General features: G+C 38.5%; 24 protein-coding genes and 1 tRNA gene. 1 reads left to right on the forward strand and 24 read right to left on the reverse strand.

Annotated elements, in window-relative coordinates:
* Positions 1–2: 2 nt before the first annotated feature.
* The 20 genes from tsaD to recG form a co-directional block, all read right to left on the reverse strand.
* Positions 3–1,034 (reverse strand): tRNA (adenosine(37)-N6)-threonylcarbamoyltransferase complex transferase subunit TsaD, encoded by a 1,032-nt coding sequence (tsaD, locus tag O3607_RS02130; RefSeq protein ID WP_119206225.1) that lies wholly within the window; start codon positions 1,032–1,034, stop codon positions 3–5.
* Entirely contained in the window at positions 1,031–1,480 is a 450-nt protein-coding gene (rimI, locus tag O3607_RS02135) for a ribosomal protein S18-alanine N-acetyltransferase (protein ID WP_285365675.1), read from the reverse strand. Before rimI ends, tsaD begins: the two co-directional genes overlap by 4 nt.
* Positions 1,480–2,238 (reverse strand): tRNA (adenosine(37)-N6)-threonylcarbamoyltransferase complex dimerization subunit type 1 TsaB, encoded by a 759-nt coding sequence (gene tsaB, locus O3607_RS02140; RefSeq protein WP_316119479.1) that lies wholly within the window; start codon positions 2,236–2,238, stop codon positions 1,480–1,482. The genes rimI and tsaB overlap by 1 nt, the downstream gene beginning before the upstream one ends.
* Positions 2,222–2,716: a tRNA (adenosine(37)-N6)-threonylcarbamoyltransferase complex ATPase subunit type 1 TsaE gene (gene tsaE / locus O3607_RS02145; RefSeq protein ID WP_285365673.1), complete on the reverse strand. Its 495-nt coding sequence runs from the start codon at positions 2,714–2,716 to the stop codon at positions 2,222–2,224. The genes tsaB and tsaE overlap by 17 nt, the downstream gene beginning before the upstream one ends.
* Entirely contained in the window at positions 2,706–3,686 is a 981-nt protein-coding gene (thiL, locus tag O3607_RS02150; protein WP_371443234.1) for a thiamine-phosphate kinase, read from the reverse strand. The genes tsaE and thiL overlap by 11 nt, the downstream gene beginning before the upstream one ends.
* Before the next feature lie 114 nt (positions 3,687–3,800).
* Positions 3,801–4,361: a GerMN domain-containing protein gene (locus O3607_RS02155; RefSeq protein ID WP_371443235.1), complete on the reverse strand. Its 561-nt coding sequence runs from the start codon at positions 4,359–4,361 to the stop codon at positions 3,801–3,803.
* Between the two features lie 3 nt (positions 4,362–4,364).
* Positions 4,365–5,462, reverse strand: coding sequence for an N-acetylmuramoyl-L-alanine amidase (locus tag O3607_RS02160; protein ID WP_119206219.1), 1,098 nt, complete (start codon positions 5,460–5,462; stop codon positions 4,365–4,367).
* A gap of 245 nt (positions 5,463–5,707) precedes the next feature.
* The gene (locus tag O3607_RS02165) at positions 5,708–6,652 is read right to left on the reverse strand and encodes a ComEC/Rec2 family competence protein (RefSeq protein WP_371443236.1); all 945 of its coding nucleotides are present in this window, start codon (positions 6,650–6,652) and stop codon (positions 5,708–5,710) included.
* Positions 6,653–6,654: 2 nt separating this feature from the next.
* Complete coding sequence (locus O3607_RS02170; RefSeq protein WP_371443237.1) at positions 6,655–8,226, reverse strand: NAD(P)H-hydrate dehydratase; 1,572 nt, start codon at positions 8,224–8,226, stop codon at positions 6,655–6,657.
* A 1-nt stretch (position 8,227) separates the two neighbouring features.
* Positions 8,228–8,599 (reverse strand): holo-ACP synthase, encoded by a 372-nt coding sequence (acpS, locus tag O3607_RS02175; protein WP_295199666.1) that lies wholly within the window; start codon positions 8,597–8,599, stop codon positions 8,228–8,230.
* A 68-nt stretch (positions 8,600–8,667) separates the two neighbouring features.
* The gene (locus O3607_RS02180; RefSeq protein ID WP_285365669.1) at positions 8,668–9,459 is read right to left on the reverse strand and encodes a hypothetical protein; all 792 of its coding nucleotides are present in this window, start codon (positions 9,457–9,459) and stop codon (positions 8,668–8,670) included.
* A gap of 103 nt (positions 9,460–9,562) precedes the next feature.
* Positions 9,563–9,646: transfer RNA gene (locus tag O3607_RS02185), tRNA-Leu, on the reverse strand.
* Positions 9,647–9,700: 54 nt separating this feature from the next.
* Positions 9,701–10,462, reverse strand: coding sequence for a 5'/3'-nucleotidase SurE (surE, locus tag O3607_RS02190; protein WP_316062169.1), 762 nt, complete (start codon positions 10,460–10,462; stop codon positions 9,701–9,703).
* A gap of 17 nt (positions 10,463–10,479) precedes the next feature.
* The gene (locus tag O3607_RS02195) at positions 10,480–11,742 is read right to left on the reverse strand and encodes a glycosyltransferase family 2 protein (RefSeq protein ID WP_105085711.1); all 1,263 of its coding nucleotides are present in this window, start codon (positions 11,740–11,742) and stop codon (positions 10,480–10,482) included.
* 19 nt (positions 11,743–11,761) lie between these two features.
* On the reverse strand, positions 11,762–12,433 hold the full coding sequence (gene pssA, locus O3607_RS02200; RefSeq protein ID WP_155086697.1) for a CDP-diacylglycerol--serine O-phosphatidyltransferase: 672 nt from the start codon (positions 12,431–12,433) through the stop codon (positions 11,762–11,764).
* On the reverse strand, positions 12,426–13,067 hold the full coding sequence (locus O3607_RS02205) for a phosphatidylserine decarboxylase family protein (RefSeq protein ID WP_060924257.1): 642 nt from the start codon (positions 13,065–13,067) through the stop codon (positions 12,426–12,428). The genes pssA and O3607_RS02205 overlap by 8 nt, the downstream gene beginning before the upstream one ends.
* 14 nt (positions 13,068–13,081) lie before the next feature.
* Complete coding sequence (locus tag O3607_RS02210; protein ID WP_060924256.1) at positions 13,082–13,804, reverse strand: WecB/TagA/CpsF family glycosyltransferase; 723 nt, start codon at positions 13,802–13,804, stop codon at positions 13,082–13,084.
* A 15-nt stretch (positions 13,805–13,819) separates the two neighbouring features.
* Positions 13,820–15,274, reverse strand: a complete 1,455-nt coding sequence (guaB, locus tag O3607_RS02215; protein WP_105093864.1) for an IMP dehydrogenase — start codon at positions 15,272–15,274, stop codon at positions 13,820–13,822.
* A 75-nt stretch (positions 15,275–15,349) separates the two neighbouring features.
* Positions 15,350–15,535 (reverse strand): 4-oxalocrotonate tautomerase, encoded by a 186-nt coding sequence (locus O3607_RS02220; RefSeq protein ID WP_060924254.1) that lies wholly within the window; start codon positions 15,533–15,535, stop codon positions 15,350–15,352.
* Between the two features lie 131 nt (positions 15,536–15,666).
* A complete protein-coding gene (recG, locus tag O3607_RS02225) occupies positions 15,667–17,709 on the reverse strand; it encodes an ATP-dependent DNA helicase RecG (RefSeq protein WP_285365668.1) in 2,043 nt (680 codons plus the stop codon).
* Between the two features lie 223 nt (positions 17,710–17,932).
* On the opposite strand from recG, the gene rpmB reads away from it, so the two are divergent.
* Positions 17,933–18,121, forward strand: coding sequence for a 50S ribosomal protein L28 (rpmB, locus tag O3607_RS02230; RefSeq protein WP_005386334.1), 189 nt, complete (start codon positions 17,933–17,935; stop codon positions 18,119–18,121).
* Positions 18,122–18,226: 105 nt separating this feature from the next.
* On the opposite strand, the gene O3607_RS02235 is transcribed toward rpmB, so the two are convergent.
* From O3607_RS02235 to ppsA, 4 genes are all read right to left on the reverse strand, one after another.
* Positions 18,227–19,216, reverse strand: coding sequence for a deoxyguanosinetriphosphate triphosphohydrolase (locus tag O3607_RS02235; RefSeq protein ID WP_371443238.1), 990 nt, complete (start codon positions 19,214–19,216; stop codon positions 18,227–18,229).
* Positions 19,213–20,034: a pyruvate, water dikinase regulatory protein gene (locus O3607_RS02240; RefSeq protein WP_119206210.1), complete on the reverse strand. Its 822-nt coding sequence runs from the start codon at positions 20,032–20,034 to the stop codon at positions 19,213–19,215. The genes O3607_RS02235 and O3607_RS02240 overlap by 4 nt, the downstream gene beginning before the upstream one ends.
* 10 nt (positions 20,035–20,044) lie before the next feature.
* Positions 20,045–20,674, reverse strand: coding sequence for a helix-turn-helix transcriptional regulator (locus tag O3607_RS02245; protein WP_174683254.1), 630 nt, complete (start codon positions 20,672–20,674; stop codon positions 20,045–20,047).
* A 98-nt stretch (positions 20,675–20,772) separates the two neighbouring features.
* Complete coding sequence (ppsA, locus tag O3607_RS02250; protein ID WP_371443239.1) at positions 20,773–23,154, reverse strand: phosphoenolpyruvate synthase; 2,382 nt, start codon at positions 23,152–23,154, stop codon at positions 20,773–20,775.
* Positions 23,155–23,312: the final 158 nt, after the last annotated feature.

Genomic DNA, 23,312 nt, shown 5'->3' on the forward strand with positions numbered 1-23,312 from the left:
AATTAATCCTCTTTCCAAGATACATGACCAATTTCAACACTTGGCTTTGCATTCAATGTTAAATCGCCAAATTTACCAGCTTGAGCCATATAATAGGCACGACAACCAATCATAGCAGCATTATCGGTGGACAGAATTTTATGAGGCTTGTAATAGGTAAAGCCTTCTTTCTTACACATAACCTCTAAGGCTTGTTGTAAGCCTTTATTAGCAGATACGCCTCCCGCAATGGTAATACGCGTTTCACCTAATGTATGAGCTGCATCTTTCGTTTTCTCAACTAATACATCAACAATAGCCTTTTGAAAGGACGCGGCAACATCGGCTTGGTTAATAGGTTCATTCTTTTGTTGCTTGCTATTTAAATAGTTTAATACAGCAGACTTTAAACCACTAAAACTAAATTCAAAATTACCAGGCTCACTTAAAGCCTTTGGAAATTCAATCGCATCTGGATTACCTTCAAGGGCAAGTGCATCAATATGAGGGCCACCTGGGTAAGGGAAGCCCATAACACGAGCAATTTTATCAAAGGCTTCACCCGCTGCATCATCACGAGTCTGACCAAGAATATCAAACTCTTCGTACCCTTTTACATGAACTAGCATAGTATGACCACCAGATACAACGAGGCTCAAAAATGGAGGTTCTAATTCTGGATTAGCTAAGAAATTAGCAAAAATATGACCTTCCATATGGTGAACTGGTACCAAAGGAATGCCTGTAGCAAAGGATAATCCCTTTGCAGCAGCTACACCTACCAATAATGCCCCTACGAGACCAGGACCATAGGTAACACCAATGTGGTCAATATCTTGTAACGTTACATTCGCATCGCGTAGCGCTTGATCTATAACAGGTATAACTTGTTCTATATGGTGACGCGATGCGATTTCTGGCACAACGCCACCAAATTTTCTATGAATCGGCACTTGGCTAGAAATAACATTAGATAAAACAGTGCGTCCATCCTTTAAGACAGAGGCTGATGTTTCATCACAGCTACTTTCCAAGGCTAATGTGTAAATACTCATTCTATTTCCTCTGAAACGAGAGACATAATATAAGCATCCTCTTTTGGCTCTGAATAATAATCTTTACGAATCCCTTTAACAGAAAACCCAAGATTTCTATACATTGCTAAGGCAGGCAAATTAGATATGCGTACCTCCAAGAAGATTTCGTGCATACCTCTCTTGAAACATTCATCTATTAATTGTTTAGTAAGTTCTGAGCCATATCCCTTACCACGAGCAGAAGGAATAATGGCAATATTTGTTATTTGTCCTTCATCATATACGAGCCAAGCACCAGCATAACCAACAATATGATTGTCTTCGCAAATAACCATATATAATTTATTATCTGCCCCTTCAAGTTCAGCAAGTACAGATTCCAAACTCCATGGAACAGAAAAGGACTGCTGTTCTATATCATAAATAGCTTGAGCATCATCGATAGTCGCTAATCGAATCTCCATTACTCTGCTCCTGCCGCTTCAGTCACTATCACAGTAGGATTTTGATTTAACATTTCAGGATTATTCTTATGTCGTTCTTCCCACAATACCTCAGCCTCAGAGCGACGAATATAGTAAGGAACCATATCCATTGGATTGCATATCTCTTCACGTTCTACCAATTCACGACCTGCTAATAGTAAAGAGCTTGCCTTCGGAATACGTTGTGAAATATCTAGGACAGTCAAATTAGTATCCCTTTCCTCTAAAAGCTTTTCAATTCGCTTAATACCATCCCCTAAGAATAGGACCTCTTCCTTTGTTTCTCTAAATTTATCTAATAAATCACTAGCAGCAATAACAAATGGCTCCTCTTTACATACCAGTTTGTTATTTTCATATCTATATAAACCAGCATATACATGCTTTTTCTGTGCATCGATAACAGTACAAATTGTACGATTTGTATATGAAACATTACGAGCTAAGCTGTCCATTGTCATCACACCATACAATGGAATTTGTAAGGCATAAGCCATTGCTTTTGCAGTTCCCATGCCAATACGCAATCCAGTGAAAGAACCAGGCCCGATACTAACGATAATACCTTTTAACTCATTCTTTTTTACTTGAGAGGCACGCAATAACATATCAATGTGAGGTATTAGTTGCTCAGAATGAGTTAATCCAGCTTGGATAGTCAACTCACCAATAAGGTTATGTTCATCCATTAAAGCCACACTCGAAACGAGTGAGCTTGTCTCAATTCCTAACCACATATGGGCCTCCTATTTCTACTAAATCACCCTCTGAAAGGTAATCACTACCTAATGTAATAGATCGACTTGTATCATCAATGCGCGTCAAATAAATCCATAATGTTTCATCTGGTAATTCATCTGGGAATTTATCGGCCCATTCCACAATGGATACGCAATCCTCTGTATATTCGTAGAAGCCAATATTTTCAAGCTCGCTTATATCATCCAAACGATATACATCAAAATGATATAAATGTGTTCTATCCACATCATAAGTATTCATGATTGCAAAGGTAGGACTTGTAATCTCCTCTGTAACTCCAAAGCCTTTCGCAATGCCTTGGGATAGGTGCGTTTTTCCTGTCCCCAAATCACCAATTAAAGCAATACACAAAGGTTCTCCGCTTTGTTTGACCCATCTGCCTAATAACTGTCCAAATCGTTGTGTATCTTCTACTGTATGAGTTTCTAATTGAACATATGCCTTATGATTCATGAAAATGATTATATCCTTTCGCTTCTATGGTCTTAATCGTTTTATCCGGTGTTACCATCTGAACATGACATGGTCCAGATATAACTTCACCGATTATAGTAATGCCAGATAAATTCTCTAATTTAGGAATCAATGCTTTAGGAGCCGTGAATACTAGTTGAAAATCCTCACCACCATATAATGCATAATCCACTGGATTAGTCTGTAAATACTTAGCTAATTCATATGTTTCTTCATGAAGTGGAATAGCTTTTTCCTCTATAACAATGGATACGTTACTAGCCGATGCAATTTCATTTAATTCACTACCAAGACCATCACTAATATCATTCATACTATGAACTCCCAGTTGTCTCAATTGTTGACCTAATTCAACTTGTGGATCAGGTCGTTGATGACCAACCTTCGTCATAGTATAGCCATCTAAATTATAGGATAACGCACCTAAACCTGTGGAAGCATAACCTACATAATTTGTAATACCCACAATATCGCCAACTTGCGCACCACTACGCATAATAGCAGTGCCAGTAGGAACCTCTCCTATGATGGTAACAGTCCACACCATAGGTCCTTCCGTACGCACCGTATCTCCACCAAGTATATTGAGATGATATCTAGCACATTGATCTTTAATACCTCTATAAATTTCATCTAAAATAGCAGTATCAACATATTCAGGTGCCGCCACAGATAACACTATTTGTCGAGGATCCCCTCCCATAGCAGCAATATCACTTAAATTAGCTGTCATGAGACGATAGCCTACATCATAAGGTTTCATATAGCGAAAGCTAAAATGAACACCTTCCACCATCGTATCTGTACTAATTAGCTGATCTGTTTCATCTGTAGCACGATACACTGCGCAATCATCACCAATCCCTGTAATTACAGTGCTCGGATCATATATTGTATCATTTTGAATGTGGCTTATGAAATTAAATTCCCCTACCTCTTTTAATTGCATCTCATCACCTGGCTTCCGATTAGTATACATATTGTATTGTAACATATATAAAAGACAACAAAAATAGCAGATAGTTGATATATCAACTATCTGCTATCAATGAGCCTAATATAATTATTTTTTAATTAGGTATGTCATCCGTTTAACAGGATCTTTCGTATCAAAGGAACCTACAGTAAGAACCTTTTTACCATTATTAACGAAGAGAACACCATTAATATTATCAAAAGATGTCAATGTATTTACAATGGCAGCCATTTGTAATTTAACAGTTAAATCCCCACCATTACCTTTTACGAAAGCGTCATTCACTTCTACAGAAGCAATGCCGTCCTTTACAGTAACAGATGTGATTTCAATATCCTTAGAGAATACTGGATATTTTTGTGCTCTATCAGCTTTTAACATCGCTAGAAGAGCGGCTTTAGGCGTTACTTTATCCGCCTCCATCTCAACGGTTGATTGTGTTACCCCTGAGCCATCCTCTGTTGGAACAAAGAAGGCCATCTTAACCTTTTCTTGAGATACTTTCGTTGTTTCTGCATCCTTATTGACTTTCGTCTCTTGCACAGGTTCACTTTTACCTGTTGTAGGAGCTTGATTAGGTGTACAACCTGCTACAAATGCAAGCAAGCCTACACAGAGGATCGACAGAACTTGTTTACGTAATTTCATCGATTAACCTCCAAAGTAACTAGCAATACCATTGGCAATGCGATTAGCAAAGTCTTCTTGTGTTTGAGGAGATTGCAATGCACGTTCCTCATTAGGATTGGAAATAAATCCAAGCTCTACAAGAATGGCAGGCATATTAGTATGTCTTAATACATACAAGTTGCCTTCTTGAATGCCACGGTCACCATTGAATCCTGGTACACTAGCAATTTGAGATTGTACCTTTTGTGCTAAACGAGCATCATTACCTGTTTTAGCATAGTAGTATGTTGCAATACCACCAACACTTGGATTGTTAAATGCGTTAATATGCACGCTGATGAGCGCATCAGAATTGCTACGGTTCGCTACATTAACACGAGCGCCTAATTCATCAACACCGCTTGCATTAGGACCATATACGTCTACGTCTGTAGTACGAGTCATAAGCACTTTAGCGCCACGATTTTCTAAGGCTTTTTTCAAGTACATAGAAATCGGTAGTGTAATATTTTTCTCTTGTACACCATGAGGTCCAACGGCACCAGAGTCACTACCACCATGACCTGGATCAATAGTAATTGTCTTGCCAGATAAACCACCGCTAATAGAATACTTACCAGATCCTGTGGGCATATTTTTCGCAGGATGTGCAGAAGGAGATGGACGTTTACCATAGTAAGCAGGTTTAGCTACCACACCTTTTTTCTGTACATCTACAACGATGCGATACGGTTTCTTATTAACCGTATCTTTCTTTAGGGAAAATACCTTTACATCACTCGTATCGATAGATGAAGGTGTCTTGATTGTTACCTTCACATCTCTGCCATCCTCTGTAAGTCTAGCAGAACTAGCTATGCTAGAGTCCATATTAATATTCGCTTTAGCAGTTTTTAGCTTTGTGTTATTTAAGGTAACAGTCGTCGTTTTCCCATCTTTGCTAATCGATGCAGATGCTTTCACAGGTGCTGATAAATCCATTACCATACGAACATATGGTACAGGTGCATCAGTTCGTGTCACCCATCGAGCATCTTCAAGATTAGCTGCCTTTGCTTGAGTCAAGAATAGAGGTAAAGCCATCAAGACAGCAAGGCACATAAAAAATAGTTTACGCAATACATTCACTCCAATCTAACTGACATACGTAGTGTCCAAACCATAGAGATGAGTCGATGATATCTTTGTGAATCAAAGTCTCATCGTTCCAATCTATCCATAAACTAATGTTAGATTATAAATAGATTATTTCATACAAACATGAAGATTAGTATGCCGATTATACATATTACTATATAAAGTCTTTATACAGTAAACACAAAAATCAGTTGCTTAAAATTATTTTTTGTGCTATATAATCGATACTAACGTTCAGTTGTAATTTGCCATTCATTCCCATCCGTACTAATGTGAATACGTCCCATCGTATCTGTACGGTAAATGGCAATATTGTTCTCCTGCAAACGACGCAATGTTATATCGTGAGGATGACCATAACTATTATACATGCCATTTGAAATTAATGCACTTTCTGGTTTAATAGATTTCAAAAAATCTTCAGAGCTACTTGTGCGAGAACCGTGATGTCCTACCTTAAGAACCCGAGAAAACAGTCTAGAGTTCTGCTCTTTTATGAGTTTTTTCTCTTCTTGTAATTCTGCATCACCAGTAAAGAGCATAGAGAATTTACCAAAAATTAATTTACCTACGATAGAGTTATTATTAAGATCTGGCGCCCCTTTTTTATCTGTTAAAGGTTCCGCCCATGGTGCATATACTACAAATATAGCACCGTGACCAAAATCAACTACATCTCCACTACGCAATGTGGAGCGTTGAATTTTATTTTTATCAATCCATTTCTCATAGGTTTTATACATATTATTATCAACAGAAATGCCATCATCATACACATGTTCAACGGGCATAGCTTTCGCAATAGCATAGAAGCCACCCATATGATCAGCATGTGGATGTGTAATGATAATATTTTTTAACTTCGTAACACCCATAGATTTTAGCTGAGCTACAATATTTTCACGATGCTCTATGTCACCTGTATCAACCATACTATATTCATCGCCAACCTTAAGCAGTATAGCATCCCCTTGACCGATATCTAACATATATACGTCTAGATGGCCTTCAGGGTTCGTTTGCTTAGTATCGATAGAATAGCCTTCATTTGTACTAGAACTAGTCTGAGATGCTGCATTAGCTACATCTTTATTTGTACATCCTGCAATAGCAAAAATTGGAATACATAGCACTAATAAAAAGGCTATAAAGCGTTGTATTTTATTTGTCATTCTTATTCTCCCAATAATTCACTAATGACACAGCCTATAGAAGTACTTACATCACTAGGTGTATATCCCCAAGTTTTCGTATCACTTAGTATATCTGCACTGCGGCTATGTACATAGACCCCTAAAATGGCACTATCCTGTAAGGAATAGCCTTGGCTGATAAAGCCTGCAATGACTCCGGTTAATACATCCCCCATACCGCCAGTTCCCATACCAGCGTTTCCGATAGTATTAACATATACTGTACCATCTGGTAGCGCCACAACAGAAGGAATTCCTTTTAGAACAAGTACTACCTGATGAGCCTTAGCAAATGCTCGTGCCAATGTAATATAGTGACGTTCAATCCATTTTATAGGCAAATCAATAAGTCTACTAAATTCACCTAAATGAGGTGTCATCACGCAATATGGTAACTGTCGTTCCATCTTATATATAGACTCAACCTTACCATCTCGCAATGCATCTTTATCTACAGATCCCACATGACCTAATGCATATAACGCATCAGCATCAATGACTAGAGCACCTTCATAGCAATCAATAACATGATTTACTAAATCTGGAATATCTATTGTACGTCCCAAACCGGGTCCAATAGCAACTACTTGACGGCCTTCATAAATGGAGTGGTTTTCATTGATAGAGGTAACCATCACTTCTGGTATGACACGTCCTTGTACTGCCCGTTTAATTATCTCTGGAACACATAATGTAACTTTACCAGCACCACTATGAACAGCAGCTTCTGCAGCCAACATAGGGGCGCCAACCATATCACTAGAGCCACCAACAATTAGGGTATTTCCATTTACTCCTTTATGAGCCATTGGAACTCGATAATTAATTAGTGTTTTTGCTAAATCCGAATCAATAGTTATAGTGCTATCACGATTAATTAATACTTGCTGCCAAGGAGCTCCTAAAGGGGCAACAATAACGGTTCCTCCTATAGCCTTGCCAGGATACAACAATAGACCTTGTTTTATAGCACCAAAGGTTACTGTATAATCATAAGACAATGTGCCCTCTGAGATTTGACCAGAAGTTGCATCAACACCTGCAGGTACATCAATAGCCCACAAATCAAAATTATATTGACTACGCATAGTATCAATAACGTGCAATATATCTATTGTCGTATCTCGAAGACGTCCAGCTAACCCTGTTCCCATAATGCCTTCTACAACTATAGCTACATTTGACCAATCATTAAAATCATCAAACATATCAATGATACAGCCCATTGCTTCACATCTCTTGAGTTGAACTGCAAAAAGGTCGCTACATTTGCTCGTATCACCTACTAGTGCAATTTGTACAGGTACACCTTGCTCTAAAAGATGACGAGCTGCTACAAGGCCATCTGCCCCATTATTACCTGTACCACAGATAAATAGTACAAAACTATTGATAGAACGTGCATTATCTAAGGAAAACAAGTCATATTGTCCCCACAAAGCATCTACAATGCCTCGTCCTGCATTTTCCATTAAAATTTCTAAAGAGACACCTAATTGCTTAGGTACTTCTTGATCTATATATCGAGCATCTTCAGTTGTTAATATTTGCATCTTATGCTCCTTCAAGTATAACTGTACTCATTGCATATGCTTTGCAATGACTAATCGACACATGTGTATCCGTATAACCTGATGTTTCATAAATATCTTTAAAAGTATCTTGTAAACGAATTAAGGGAGCCCCTAATTCATCATGACCGATTTCTATATCTTGCCACGATCCATGACGCATTCCCGTACCTAATGCTTTAATGAAAGCCTCTTTAGCGGCATATATACCGGCATAAGACTCGTAACGCCCCTTATTTCGACTTTCACAATAATCAATCTCATGAGGTGTATATACACGGTCGCGAAATGATTGAGATTTCTCTAAAGCTTGACGGATGCGGTCAATTTCTATAATATCATTCCCTAATTTCATAATAACTCCTAAATTACCCTAACATTTATATTATACACTCTTAAAGTGAATAAAAACATAGATAAAATCTAGGCATTTACAGAGAATGGCAATGTGGCTAAACTGTAAATTTCTACCTTACCTTTACGGTTAACCGCCACGTACATCTGACCATTACGGTAATCCATATCCTCTACTTCCATTCCTGAAGTATAAGGACTTATATTCTTTACTACACCTTCATCATCGACGAAAACAAAGGTTGTTAAGGTTGTAAAAATAGTGTTACCATTAGCAGCATAAGCACCATTATTATTTAAGTCGGTATGCTCTGCATCAATCTTATACGTTTTTACCTTATTAAAATTTGAATCATAGTAGTTAATAGTACGATGAGAATTTGTTAAAGGCACAATCGACACATATTCATTACGCTCTTTATCAAAGGCAAAATTAAATACCTTTTCTTTCAATTTAATAGGCGCTTCAACAATCATACTATCCGCCTCTATAGGCGTAACAATATATCCATCTACAACAGCATTAGTAGTATAGTAGCGATTGTTATTCGGATTATAGGTTAACGTATTCATATGACCTAATAAACGTTTTTGACTATATTCATACTTAGCAACCACTTGCAACGTTGTGGGATTAATTTCATAAATAATTTGCTTTGTATTATCAGCATTTATACATGCGAGAACAAATACATCTTTTTTTGAGTTATAACAAAAGCCTTGGCACTGATTAACAGAAATATCTAATGGTATCTCGGCCAATCGTGTTAACGGTAAAGGCATTTGGACAGCGCTTACAGGTTGTGCAAGCTTTGGTATATCAAAGACATTAGCAATATAATCAATCACACCTTGATCCATATTATCACCTCAATCGAACAAAAATGTATATAATCGTATATTAATTCATAAATATAAATATATAAAAAATAGGCGGTAAGACAAAAGTCTTACCGCCTAAAGTTGGTGCCGGAGGTGGGACTTGAACCCACACGGTGTTACCCGCTTGATTTTGAGTCAAGTGCGTCTGCCATTCCGCCACTCCGGCGTCTCGGAACATTTGTTATTATACAGATATCCCAATACAATGTCAACACATTTTTTATATTTTATCTAAAATATTTTTAACCGCTTCCATACCGATGTCACATTGTTGCTTCCACGTAAGAGCTACACCTGTTATATAGCCTTTACGAGCATATTCCACATCAGTGGGAACACTTTCAGCACCATAATCTAGCTCGCCTGCCAACCAATAGTAATCCTGCCCTCTTGAGTTAATACGAGCATCAATAATATTGCTATAAGTTTGTAAACCTTGACTAACCATTTTAAAATGATCCCAATCACATACGCCACGTAACGGAAAGTTCACATTTAATAAGCCATCAAAATTCCCTTTCACATAAATTTTTTCTATCAATTCATGGATAAAGGGATGCATTTCATCCCCTCGTTCAGGAGAATATCGTTCCACAGACAATGCTAACCCTGGAATGCCATAAAAACAACTTTCCATAGCAGCAGATACAGTACCAGAATATAGCACATCTGAGCCCAGATTAAAGCCATGGTTAATACCTGAAATCACAAGATCAGGCATATCATCAGTCAATAAATAACTAAGGCCAAACTTCATGCAATCAGAAGGAGTTCCCGTTAGAGCATAAAGGCGAGGATTTTCATCCTCGCCATTGTACGCGTCTAATTTTAAAGGAATCTCAGTCGTCAATGCATGGGATTTAGCACTTTGCTCATTCGCAGGTGCTACAACGGTAATTCGATAATATTGACTTAAGTATGATGCAAGACGGCGTAAACCATCTGCTAAAATACCATCATCATTACACATTAAAATATGCATAGTCACTCCTACAGATTCTATTTTTTATTCTTATTCATATTGCCCATACGTGTTAATTTCACGTCATTCAAACCAACAGCACGCGTATGAACTGTATGAGACCATTCCTTATTATGACGACGGAACCAACCTAAAATATTTACAGGAACCCAAGAGTATACAAAAATTGGATATAACAAATAGTAGAACCAAATTTTAGGCGGAACCTTAATTTTTAACAACACAATAAGTGGGAACAAATATTGACCAATACCGATAATTTGCCATACAGACATCGGCATAATTTGATACAAAATATTTGTATAAATCGGCACATATGCATTGATATATGAAAATACTAAATATATAGTTGTCAACAATAAAAAATAAGGCTGACTAACTTGTAAAATGCCATCTAGGATAACGATATTTCCTTGTTTAATACCTGCGGCAAATAATTTAGGAATATATCGATCCGCACAGTCAAATTGACCTTGAGCCCAACGTAAACGTTGTTTACAAGAAGCCATCATAGTCGTAACTTTTTCATCATACACAATGGCATCGTGAGCCCAAGTAGTTTTAAGACCATGTGTTAATAGCTTCATAGAGAATTCCATATCCTCAGTCAAGCTATTACAATCCCAGCCATATTCACGGATGATAGATGTACGTATACACATACCAGTACCACCTAGAGCAGTGGACAAGCCAATGCGGTATTTTGCCAAATGCCACATATGATTAACCATCCAAAACATGATGGAAAATGTACCCGCAACCCAAGAGTCTGTTGGGTTTTTAGAGTTCAAATAACCTTGAATTACAGACTCACCTTTTTCAAGATGATCATTCATTTCTAACATAAATTGGGGATGTACTAAATTATCGGCATCAAAGATAAGAAAGGCATCATATTTCCGATCCATTTTTTCCACACGATCAAACATCCACCCCATGGCATAGCCTTTGCCTACTTCTTCTTTATTGAATCGTTCATGTACATTGGCACCAGCAGCACTTGCTACCTCAGCAGTCTTATCGGTACAGTTATCGGCAACAACAAAGATATCGTACAACTCATCAGGATAGTCCAAACTACGTAAGTTTTTTACTAACTCACCAACCACTGCTTCCTCATTATGAGCACATACAACGATAGCAAAGGAATTTTTAGGGGTATAGTTTTTATGTACTCGAGACCGCCACATACCAATTACGGCGAGCACAAAATAATAAACCGTATAAATTACGATTATTACCTGCATAGGGATCAATATCAGATCCAGTAGGTAATTCATACTATTATCCTCCACACACTTATTTACGCACTATATTTAACGCCCCATTAACAAGGCCAAATACTACATAACCAGCAAAAATCATCACTGCCCATGTATGCCAATCATATACGAGACAAGCTATGACAAAAATAGCAGTTAGTACAATGGAAAGTTTATTAATATAGATTGCAGTTTTACCTTTGAAGTCTGGATATTGTACTTCACTAACCATTAAGAAGCCTACACCAATCATGCAAACCACTAATACAAATTGAGGAACCTCTACACCACACAATACGTAGGTAGCCGCCAAGCAACCTGCAGCTGGAATTGGCAACCCTTCAAAGTAACCATGAACTTCTTCGGTTTTAATGTTAAAACGAGCAAGACGGAATGCGCCCAATACAGCAAATACTAATAATGGTACATAGGCAATCCATCCCAAACCATAAAGCTCTTTCATATATAACATATAAGCTGGTGCTACACCAAAGCCTACAACATCTGACAAAGAGTCTAATTCACGACCCATAGGTCCTGCCACACCTAAAGCTCTCGCTACACGACCATCTAAACCATCAGCAACTAAGGATAATAGTACGCAGATAGCAGCATAGAAGGTATTCCCTGTGGCAGAGAATGTGATACCTAGAACACCAAAAGCTAAATTAGCACTGGTAAATAAATTTGGAATAATAGATTTATTCATGACGCAACCTCCCGATAACAGTGTCTCCACCTGTAATATGTTGACCTTTTTCCACGAACAACTCTACATCCTTATCCATGTAGATTTCAGTACAAGAACCGAATTTAATCATCCCGTACAATTGGCCGCGTTCAAGCACGCTATCAAGGTCTGTCCAAGATACGATACGACGCGCTAAAAGGCCTGCAATTTGTGTTACCAAAACGGAAGTACGATCATTTTCAATACAAATAGTATGACGTTCATTTTCAAAACCTACACTATCTTTAAAAGCAGGCAAGAAACTGCCCATTGTGTAGTGACGGTATGTAATTTTACCATCAATAGGCGCACGATTAGCATGTACGTCAAAAACAGATAAGAAAATAGTTACTTTTTTACACTCTTTATGTAAGTAAATATCTTCGTATACATCAGAAATATCCATAATTTTACCATCCGCTGGAGATAAAATTAAATCTGGATCTTGAGGGATTACACGTTTAGGATTTCTAAAGAAATTGACGAAAAATAATGCCAGAATAAATGAAATAATCGCAATTACATAATGTCCTAAAAATCCTAATACCACCGCAATAATGAGCATAGCCCCTATCAGTGGAAACCCTTCCTTAATTATTGGTCCTGTAGGCACGATTCAACACTCCTCTATTTATTTCTAATAACGGTCCACATAAACTTCGGAATAGCCAACATGCGGCCAATCCGTTGAGGTTCTAAATATAATCGATACAACCATTCGAGACGATTGCGTTGCATCCATTCTGGAGCCCGAGGAATATTACCTGCCAACACATCAAAGGAACCACCTATGCCGATAGCAACAACGCCATCTAGGTGACTCAATTTTTCTGAAATCCATTGTTCTTGCTTTGGTACGCCTAAGGCAACAAAGACTAATTTTGCCTTAGACTCACTAATAGCTTTAACGATTTCTTGTTCCTCTGTACTATCGAAAAATCCATCATGAATCCCTGCTATATTTAACGGTCCAACTTGGGCAGATAAATTATCAATTGCTCGTTGAGCAACACCAGGTGCTGCCCCTAAGCAGTATACAGGAATTTGCCGTTCAGCCGCAACTTTAAATAATCGTTTAGTTACGTCTACACCAGTTACGCGTTCAGGAACATGTTCACCTTGACGCTCTGCAGCCCACAAAATGCCAGCCCCGTCAGGAACGACGAGACTAGCATTATTCAATATGGTGTGCAATGTAGGATTTTCATTTGCCAACATAACCATTTCTGCATTAGCCGTAGCTACTAAATGTAGTCCCGGCTCTTCAGTTAATTGTAAAATACGTTGGACAGCCTCATCCATTGTTACACAATCGATAGGCACAGATAAAACAGAAATACGTTTATTCAATGTAATACTCCATTATCAACCACTATAATTTGGTGCTTCAACGGTAATGCTTACATCATGCGGATGACTTTCTTTTAAACCAGCCGCTGTAATTTGAATGAATTGAGTATTCTCAATCATTTCTTGGATGTTATGACATCCGCAATACCCCATACTTGCACGCAAACCACCAACCATTTGGAAAATTGTATCAGCCAACATACCTTTATAAGGCACGCGACCTTCAATACCTTCAGGAACTAATTTCTTAGCTTCTGTTTGGAAATAACGATCTTTACTACCAAGTTTCATAGCACCTAAACTACCCATGCCACGGTATACTTTATAGGAACGACCTTGGTAAATCACTGTTTCTCCTGGACTTTCATCAGTACCAGCTAAAATATTCCCCATCATGACTACATTAGCACCAGCAGCAATAGCCTTAGCAATATCGCCAGAATATTTAATGCCCCCATCAGCGATGATAGGAATGCCATAGCGACGACCCACTTGAGCAGACTCGTAAACTGCAGTAATTTGAGGTACCCCAATACCTGCAATAACGCGAGTTGTACAAATAGAACCAGGTCCAATACCAACCTTAACAGCATCAGCACCAGCTTCAATAAGAGCCTCTGTACCAGCTGCAGTAGCAACATTGCCTGCAATAACAGGAATATGAGGATAGGCTTGTTTAATTTCTTTCAATGTACGTAGTACGCCTGCAGAATGCCCATGTGCTGTATCTACAATGATTACATCAGCCTTTGCAGATACAAGTGCATCAAGACGATCATATAAATCTTTAGACACACCAACAGCAGCACCAACTAATAGGCGGCCACTACCATCTTTAGCTGAATTTGGATATTTTGTCGCTTTTTCAATATCTTTTATAGTAATTAATCCTTTTAAGTTTCCATCATCATCTACAAGAGGTAATTTTTCAATGCGATGTTCACTTAAAATTGCTTTCGCCTCTTCAAGAGATGTACCTTCTGGTGCGGTAACAAGGGAATCCTTTGTCATGCATTCTCCGATTTGGCGTGTTAAATCAGTTTCAAAACGCATATCGCGATTTGTAATGATCCCTACTAGTTTACCATGTTCTGTGATAGGTACACCAGAAATTTTATATTTTTCCATAATTTCTGCTGCATCAGATAGTAAATTTTGAGGGCTTAAGAAAATAGGATCGACGATAACACCATGTTCAGAGCGTTTTACCTTATCAACTTCATGGGCTTGTTCTTCAATAGACATATTTTTATGGATAACACCAAGGCCACCTTCACGAGCCATAGCAATAGCCATACGGGATTCAGTAACCGTATCCATCCCAGAACTAATCATAGGGATATTCAATGTAATGTCACGAGTTAGTTGAGTTTTTAACTCTACTTGATGTGGTAGTACATCAGAAGCCGCTGGTACTAACAAAACATCATCAAAAGTTAATCCACGCATACCGAATTTATCGTCTCTCATATTTAATTCCTTTCCGTATAATAAAACAAAACTACGACCCGCCTAGTCCATCTGGACTAGGCGGTCAGTCGTAGCTTAGCGTTCAGACCGCAAAATGCCGCCTTCCATATAATCATCTTTTTTCATATCTACGAAGATAATCTTTACTGCGTCAGCAGGTACATTAACGATATCAACCGCAGCTTTAGTGATAGCTTCACCTAATTGTTTTTTTTGTTCTTTTGTGCGCCCTTCAACGAGCTCTACATGAATAAGTGGCATATTGACCTCCATAGATGAAAATGAAATAAATTTGTTTGTTCTATTATACGGTATGAGGAACAGATACACAAGGGAAAAACCCAGATAAAATCTAATATTATCGCTACTTATGTACTTATTATTCCTACCACTTAATTATACAATATTCTAAGAAATTTTTCACCAAATCTTTTTTCTAATTCTTCTTTCATTACAGATTCAAGTTTTTCCATTCCATATTGACTTGCAAACTCTAGTACATCCTTGCGAGCCTGTACCAATATTTCAATATCTTTAATTATATTAGCAACCCGTAAATCAGGTAATCCTGATTGAGCTAAGCCAAATAATTGACCAGAACCACGAAGCAGTAAATCTTGCTCTGCTAGTTCAAAGCCATCTTGAGTCTGTTCCATCAATTTTAATCGCTCTTGGCTCACATCATTTTTAGAATCACTCACAAGAATGCAATAAGATTGATGAGATCCACGACCTACACGGCCACGTAACTGATGCAATTGAGATAGGCCAAAACGTTCTGCCCCTTCAATACACATAATGGTCGCATTAGGCACATTAACACCAACCTCGATAACGGTAGTAGAAACGAGCAATGAAATCTCTCCCCTATGAAAGGCATTCATCACTTCATCCTTTTCACTTGGTTTCATGCGCCCGTGTACAAGACCAACTTCATAAGCCTTGTAAAAGTACTCTTTTAACTCCAGATACAATTCCTCAGCAGCTTGTAAATCTAATTTCTCAGATTCTTCAACAAGTGGGCATACTACATAAACTTGACGACCTTCTGCCATCTCCTTGCCAAAGAATGTTCTTAATCGTTCCTTATACGAACTATCTACAGCATAGGTTTTAACAGGTTTGCGTCCTGGTGGCATTTCTTTGATTAAGGATACTGCTAAATCACCATACACAGATAATGTCATTGTTCGTGGAATTGGTGTAGCCGTCATGATTAGCACATGAGGATATGTCCCCTTTTGTTGCAATCGTGCCCGTTGCTCTACACCAAAGCGATGTTGTTCATCAATGATAACAAGGCCTAAATTATAGAAGTTTACGTCCTCTTGAATAAGCGCATGAGTACCGATGATCATATTAATTGATCCATCTGCTAAACCTTCATAGATACGCTCTTTTTCTTTTTTTGTAGTAGAGCCCGTTAATAGCTCTATGGTAATCCCCAAATTACCACATACATCTGCTATACCTTCATAGTGCTGGGCAGCCAATATCTCAGTAGGAGCCATTAATGCCCCTTGGTACCCATTCTCGATGGCTTTCAACAAACTCAACGTAGCTACAACCGTTTTACCGGAACCTACATCACCTTGCAATAATCGTTGCATAGGCCGTTCATCTTCCATATCGATACGAATGTCCTCTAATGCACGCTGTTGATCACCTGTTAAAGAGAACGGTAAAATTTCTATACACTGAGCCATTAAATCCCCATTGGGACCCATCTTAGGACCTTTATGACATTGTTCTTTATTTCGTAACAATGCCAGTCCAGATTGCATGACAAATAACTCCTCATAAGCTAGTTGATGACGCGCCTCTTCATATCGCTCTGAAGACTCTGGGAAATGCATCATTTTAAATGCATCATAACGAGTCATATATTGATGGGCTTCACGAACTTCAGCAGGCAAAATCTCTGGCAACGCATGATTAGCTGCAAACCAATTACGTACCGATGAGCGCACCACAAATTGAGATACCCCATCTGCAAGAGCATAAATGGGAACGATACCTCTATCTGGCTCTCCACCATCTCCTAAGTTTTCTATTTGGGGCGTATTCATTTGCATAGACCCATATTGGAATTCTGCTTTACCATACGCATATAGGCGCTGCCCTTTTTTGTAAAAGTTCTTCTTATACCCTTGGTTAAATAGCACAATCTTTAAAGGACCTGTACCATCTGCAATGACTACTTCTAAAATAGACAATCGAGGGCGAGGACGTTTTTCTTGTACAGCAATAACATTCCCAACCACGCCACCTGTCATACCAGACTTTAATTCACCAATTCTATAAATCGTACGGCGGTCTTCATAGGTTCTTGGGAAATACGTTAACAAGGATGTTATATTGGTAATTCCCAACTTATGTAATTGTTTCTCTCGACCAGGACCTATCCCCTTTATGGTCGTCAACCGTTCATCCATAGAAACTCCTTTAAATATACGATAAACACATGAGATATATCCAATTTCTGTATATCCTTGTGTAAAAGCCCACTCATATCATAGAATATGATATATAGTATACCTTATATTGTAGTATATTTCATAAAAAGAGCAATATGTACGATAAAAACACTTGCTTTACGCTACTCTTTATGATAATATACTTTTGTTATGTTATAGATTAAGCTTGGAGGTGGAAACTATGGCAAACCTTTGCGAAGTATGTGGCAAATCCACATCTAGCGGTATGAACGTGAGTCACTCTCACATTCGCACAAGAAAAACTTGGAAACCGAACATTCAAAGAGTACGGGCGGTTGTAGACGGTGCTACTAAAAAAGTAAACGTATGCACTCGCTGCCTTCGTTCTAATAAAATTACACGCGCGTAAAATAAAAAGTACATGTACTCTTTGGGGTTCTAGAGCCCCAAAAAAAGCAGTTAGTTCATTTGAACTAACTGCTTTTTTTGTTATCTATGTACCTATTACTAAAAGTTACAAGGTAATATTTGGAATGTAATACTGTTTAAATAGCTTAATAGCATATTGATCTGTTAAGCCTGCTACATAATCCACCACATCACGGGTAGAATAAAACTCTCTTGTACTTTCACAGCCCTCCATATCATTAGGGTGTTCCATAAAATGAGTAAATAAGTTTTTCACCACATGAGATGCCTTATTTCGGTCTGGAATTAAAGCCGGCGCCAAATAGACATTTTTAAACATAAATTGACGGAATAGATTCATGGTCATCTCTATATCATTAGACATAGAAATAACAGGTTTATCTAAAGACTCTCGCACCATATCTTCAACCATAGCGGTAATCATACTAGAAGGAGTCATTCCAAAGTGTTCACGCACTTCAAAAGGTAATTCCTCAGCCGTCAACATACCAGCGCGCTGTGCATCATCAAAATCATGACACAAATAGGCAATGCGGTCTACAATACGAATAATTTGACCTTCCAAAGTGACAGGGATATGTGCCCCTGTATGACCTACGATGCCATCACGTACAGCAGTGGTTAAATTAAGACCTTGATGGTCTCCATGCTTTTCTAAGACTTCAACCATACGCAAGCTTTGTTCATTATGATTAAAGTGACCAACCATATCACGTAACGCATATTCTCCAACATGACCAAATGGCGTATGTCCCACATCATGACCCATAGCGATAGCTTCTACTAAATCTTCATTTAGTCGCAACGCACGAGCCACTGTACGACCTATTTGTCCTACCTCAAGAGTATGGGTCATACGCGTACGATAATGGTCACCTGGCGCAATATAAACTTGTGTCTTATGCTTTAACCGTCTAAAACATTTACTGTGAATAATGCGGTCCCGATCACGTTGAAAGGCAGTTCTAAGTGGATCGGGTGCTTCCTCTAAATCACGGATGGCATCACGGCTTTTAGCTGCATAGGGAGAGAGGAGTAAAGCCTCCCGTTCCTCTATTTGTTCCCGTATATTCATTTACCCTCCGATGCACGGTTTTTATCGATCAATTGCATAACTAGAGATGCTGTTTCTTCGATAGATTTATTAGAAACATCTAGCACTTGGCAATGTAAACGACGCATAATAGCTTTTGCATATTCTAATTCAGATTGAATACGCTCAATAGATGCGTAGTTTGCTTCGTCTTCAAGACCGATAGCACGCAAACGTTCACTACGAATATTATTTAATTTGAATGGGTCAATAATAAGGCCCACAATTTTTTTTGCTGGAATTTTAAATAATTCCTCTGGTAATGGTACCTCAGGTACTAATGGCAAATTGGCAGCTTTAATCTTTTTGTACGCCAAGAACATAGACAATGGTGTCTTACTTGTTCTAGATACACCAATAATAACTACATCGGCCTTTTCAAAGCCAGATGGATTTTTACCATCATCATATTTTACAGCGAACTCAATGGCTTCTACCTTTTTGAAGTATTCTTGGTCAAGCTTATGAACCATACCAGCTGTCATACGAGGCTTTGTGGATGCAACAGTACCTACAGCATCGAGAACTGGGCCCATAATATCTACAGCAGGAATATTGTATTCTGCTACTTTTTCATGAAGATATTTGCGCAAAGACTCAGATACAATGGTATGACAAATAACATGATTACCACGTTTTGCATCTGCTATAACTTCATCAATTTGGCTTTCACTATCAATATAAGGAATACGAACAATTTCAATTTGTTCCTTATCATATTGACTCGCCGTAGCTCTTGCTACAGCCTCTGCGGTCTCCCCAAGGGAGTCCGATATTGCATAAATAATTTTTTCTGCCATTCTATCAACCTCAATGTATGCTACATTCTAAAAATACTTTCGCTACCGTCGTTTTAGATACACGGCCTACAACCTTTAGGCGTTTCTTGTTTTCCACATCCTCGCGAACGACGACAGGCAAACAATCTACTTCATAATCTATCATCTTCTGTGCAGCCTCTACTAATGTATCGGTAGGCTCCACAGTTATAACCTTGCTCACAGGGGTCATAATCATAGATATAGGCATTGTGTGCGAATCTGTTTGCCCCATAGAGGCACGCAACAAGTCCTTACGGGATACTACACCTACTAAATAGGAATCATCACACACTAGAATAGTCCCTACATCTTCAGTAAATATAGTAACAATCGTGTCATACAAACTTGTATCCCCATTGACTACAACGGCTTGAGATAATACATCACTTACCAAAAATGACTTTAATCGCTCCGCCGTTTGTGTTTCTTTTGAAAGTCCCACATAGTAATAACCTACGTTCGGACGTGCATCTAAAACACCTAGCATAGTTAACACCGATAAATCTGAACGCAATGCAGATCTAGTAACCTCTAAATGTTCAGCAATAGCACTGCCCGTTACAGGCCCTTCTTCACGAACGATTTGAGCAATTTGTTCTTGTCGTTTCGACAGTTTCACACGGTAACCCCCTTTCATCTCTGTTTGTATTATATCCTAAGTTACCATTCAGAAAAAGAGGAGACCTACGGGCCTCCTCTTTCAATACCACTATATGATTACCAAGTTAAGTCATCAGATTCTTGACGACCACGACCAGTCATAGCATCGAGCATAATTCTTTGTTCTATTTGAGCCACCATTTTCTTAGTGTTCACAACCGCATCTGGGTTAACAGAAATGGAGTCGATACCACTCTTCACGAGGAATTCGCAAAGTTCAGGATACACACTTGGCGCTTGGCCACAGATAGATACAGTTTTACCATCTTTGTGAGCTACTTCGATGAGATGGCGAATTGCTCTACGAACTGCTAGATTCCGTTCATCATAAATGTGTTGAACTGTTTCATTATCACGGTCACAGCCAAGAACGAGCATAGTCAAATCGTTAGAACCGATGGAATAACCATCTACATATTTATTGAATTGATCAGCTAAGATAATATTTGCTGGAATTTCAGCCATAAGCCAGATTTTGAAATCTTTACCGCGTACAAGACCTTCTTGAGCCATTAAATTAGTTACAAGTTCAGCTTCCTCTACAGTACGGCAGAATGGAATCATAACTTGTAAGTTTTTGAAACCAAATTCGTTACGTACTTTTTTGATTGCTTCTAATTCTAATTTGAAAGCAGGTGTATATTTTGGATCATAGTAACGAGCTGCACCACGCCAGCCAAGTAATGCACTGGATTCATGTGGTTCATATTTGTCGCCACCGTTGAGATCACGGTATTCGCTAGATTTGAAGTCGCTCAAACGAACTACTACTTGGCGAGGAGCTAATGCTTGACACACTTTACGCATACCTTCTGCCAATGTATTAACTGCAAAGTCACTGCGACCAGTTTCGATAAGGTGTAATGGGTGTTCGTGAATGAAAGTAGTCCAAATGAACTCTTCACGCATTAGACCAATACCATCACACGGTAATACACCATGTTTTTCAGCTAAATCAGGATTGCCTAAATTCATGTAAATCTTAGTGCCTGTTACAGGAACATATTCAGTTGCAACACTTGCAGTAGCTTGTGCTTCTGGCTTTTTAACGATATCTTCTAATACGCCATCGTATACGATACCATTTGTAGCATCAACAGTAATCATTTGGCCATCTTTAATGGATGTTGTTGCTTCATGGCTACGGCTCTTAGTACCTACGATACAAGGAATACCAAGCTCACGGCTAACGATAGACGCATGACAAGTCATACCACCAGCATCAGTAACGATAGCTTTTGCCTTTTTCATTGCTGGTACCCAGTCAGGAGCTGTCATAGCTGTTACAAGGATTTCGCCTTCTTTGAATTCATCAATATCCTCAGGATTGATGATAACATGAGCTTTACCGGCTGCATTACCAGGGGAAGCTGGCAAACCTTTTACAATAATTTCACGATTACCTGCATCTAATGTGCTAGGTTTTTCAGTTGTTTTTGGTTTTTCTTTACGGGACCAAACTGTTTCTGGGCGAGCTTGTAAAATCCAAATTTTACCGTCTCGTTCATCTACGCCCCACTCCATATCCATGTAACAACCATAATGTTTTTCGATTGCTTTTGCGTATTTAGCAAGCTCCAAAACTTGAGCATCTGTAATAACTTGTTGTTTAGCTTCATCTGCTGGAACAACTTCTTCAACACAATCGCCGTCAGCTTTACGAACTAAGCGGATATGTTTGTCATTAATCATGCGATCTGTAATTTCCATTTTATCTTTATCTACATGGAAATTATCTGGTGTAACTGTACCTTGTACAACGTACTCACCAAGGCCCCAAGAACCTTCGATAAGGATGTTGTTATCATTACCTGTTACAAGGTCAACAGTGAACATTACGCCAGCTGCTTTAGAGAATACCATCATTTGAACGGCAGCACTCAATGCTACTGTCATATGATCGAAACCTTGTTTTACACGGTAGTATGTTGCACGATCTGTGAAAGTAGATGCATAACATTCTTTTACTTTCTCGATGATAACATCAGCACCACGTACATTTAAATATGTATCTTGTTGGCCTGCAAAGCTTGCGTCTGGCAAGTCTTCTGCTGTTGCACTAGAACGAACTGCTACGAACGGATTTTCTTCGTTTACTTTTTTACCAAGTTCTTCATAAGCATGACGGATAGCATCTGCCAATTCTTTTGGCATTTCTTCTTCGCAAATCATGCGGCGAATTTTAGCACATACTTCACGCAATAATGCAGAATTTTCTACATCATCTAACGCATCAAGTTCAGCGCGGATTTTATCTTCCAAACCTGTTGCTTTCATAAACTCACGATAACCATGAGCAGTTGTAGCAAAACCGTAAGGTACAGGTACATTAGTGGAGGATGTCAATTCCCCTAAGGAAGAAGACTTACCACCAACTAAATTAACATCTTCACGTTGTAATTCATCAAACCAAAGTACGTATGCTGTTTCGCGATTCATGTGAGAACCTCCTAGATTAATTAGTGCAACACATTAAACCTTTTACACATAAATAGTATACCTTAATTTGTAATCTGTCAATTTTTATGGGCATTAATATACAAGAAAAAGATGATTGCCTAATACTAGACAATCATCTTTTAGAATGTAGTTATTAC

This window comes from Veillonella sp. 20925_1_51, from assembly GCF_041431445.1.
GTDB lineage: Bacteria > Bacillota > Negativicutes > Veillonellales > Veillonellaceae > Veillonella > Veillonella nakazawae.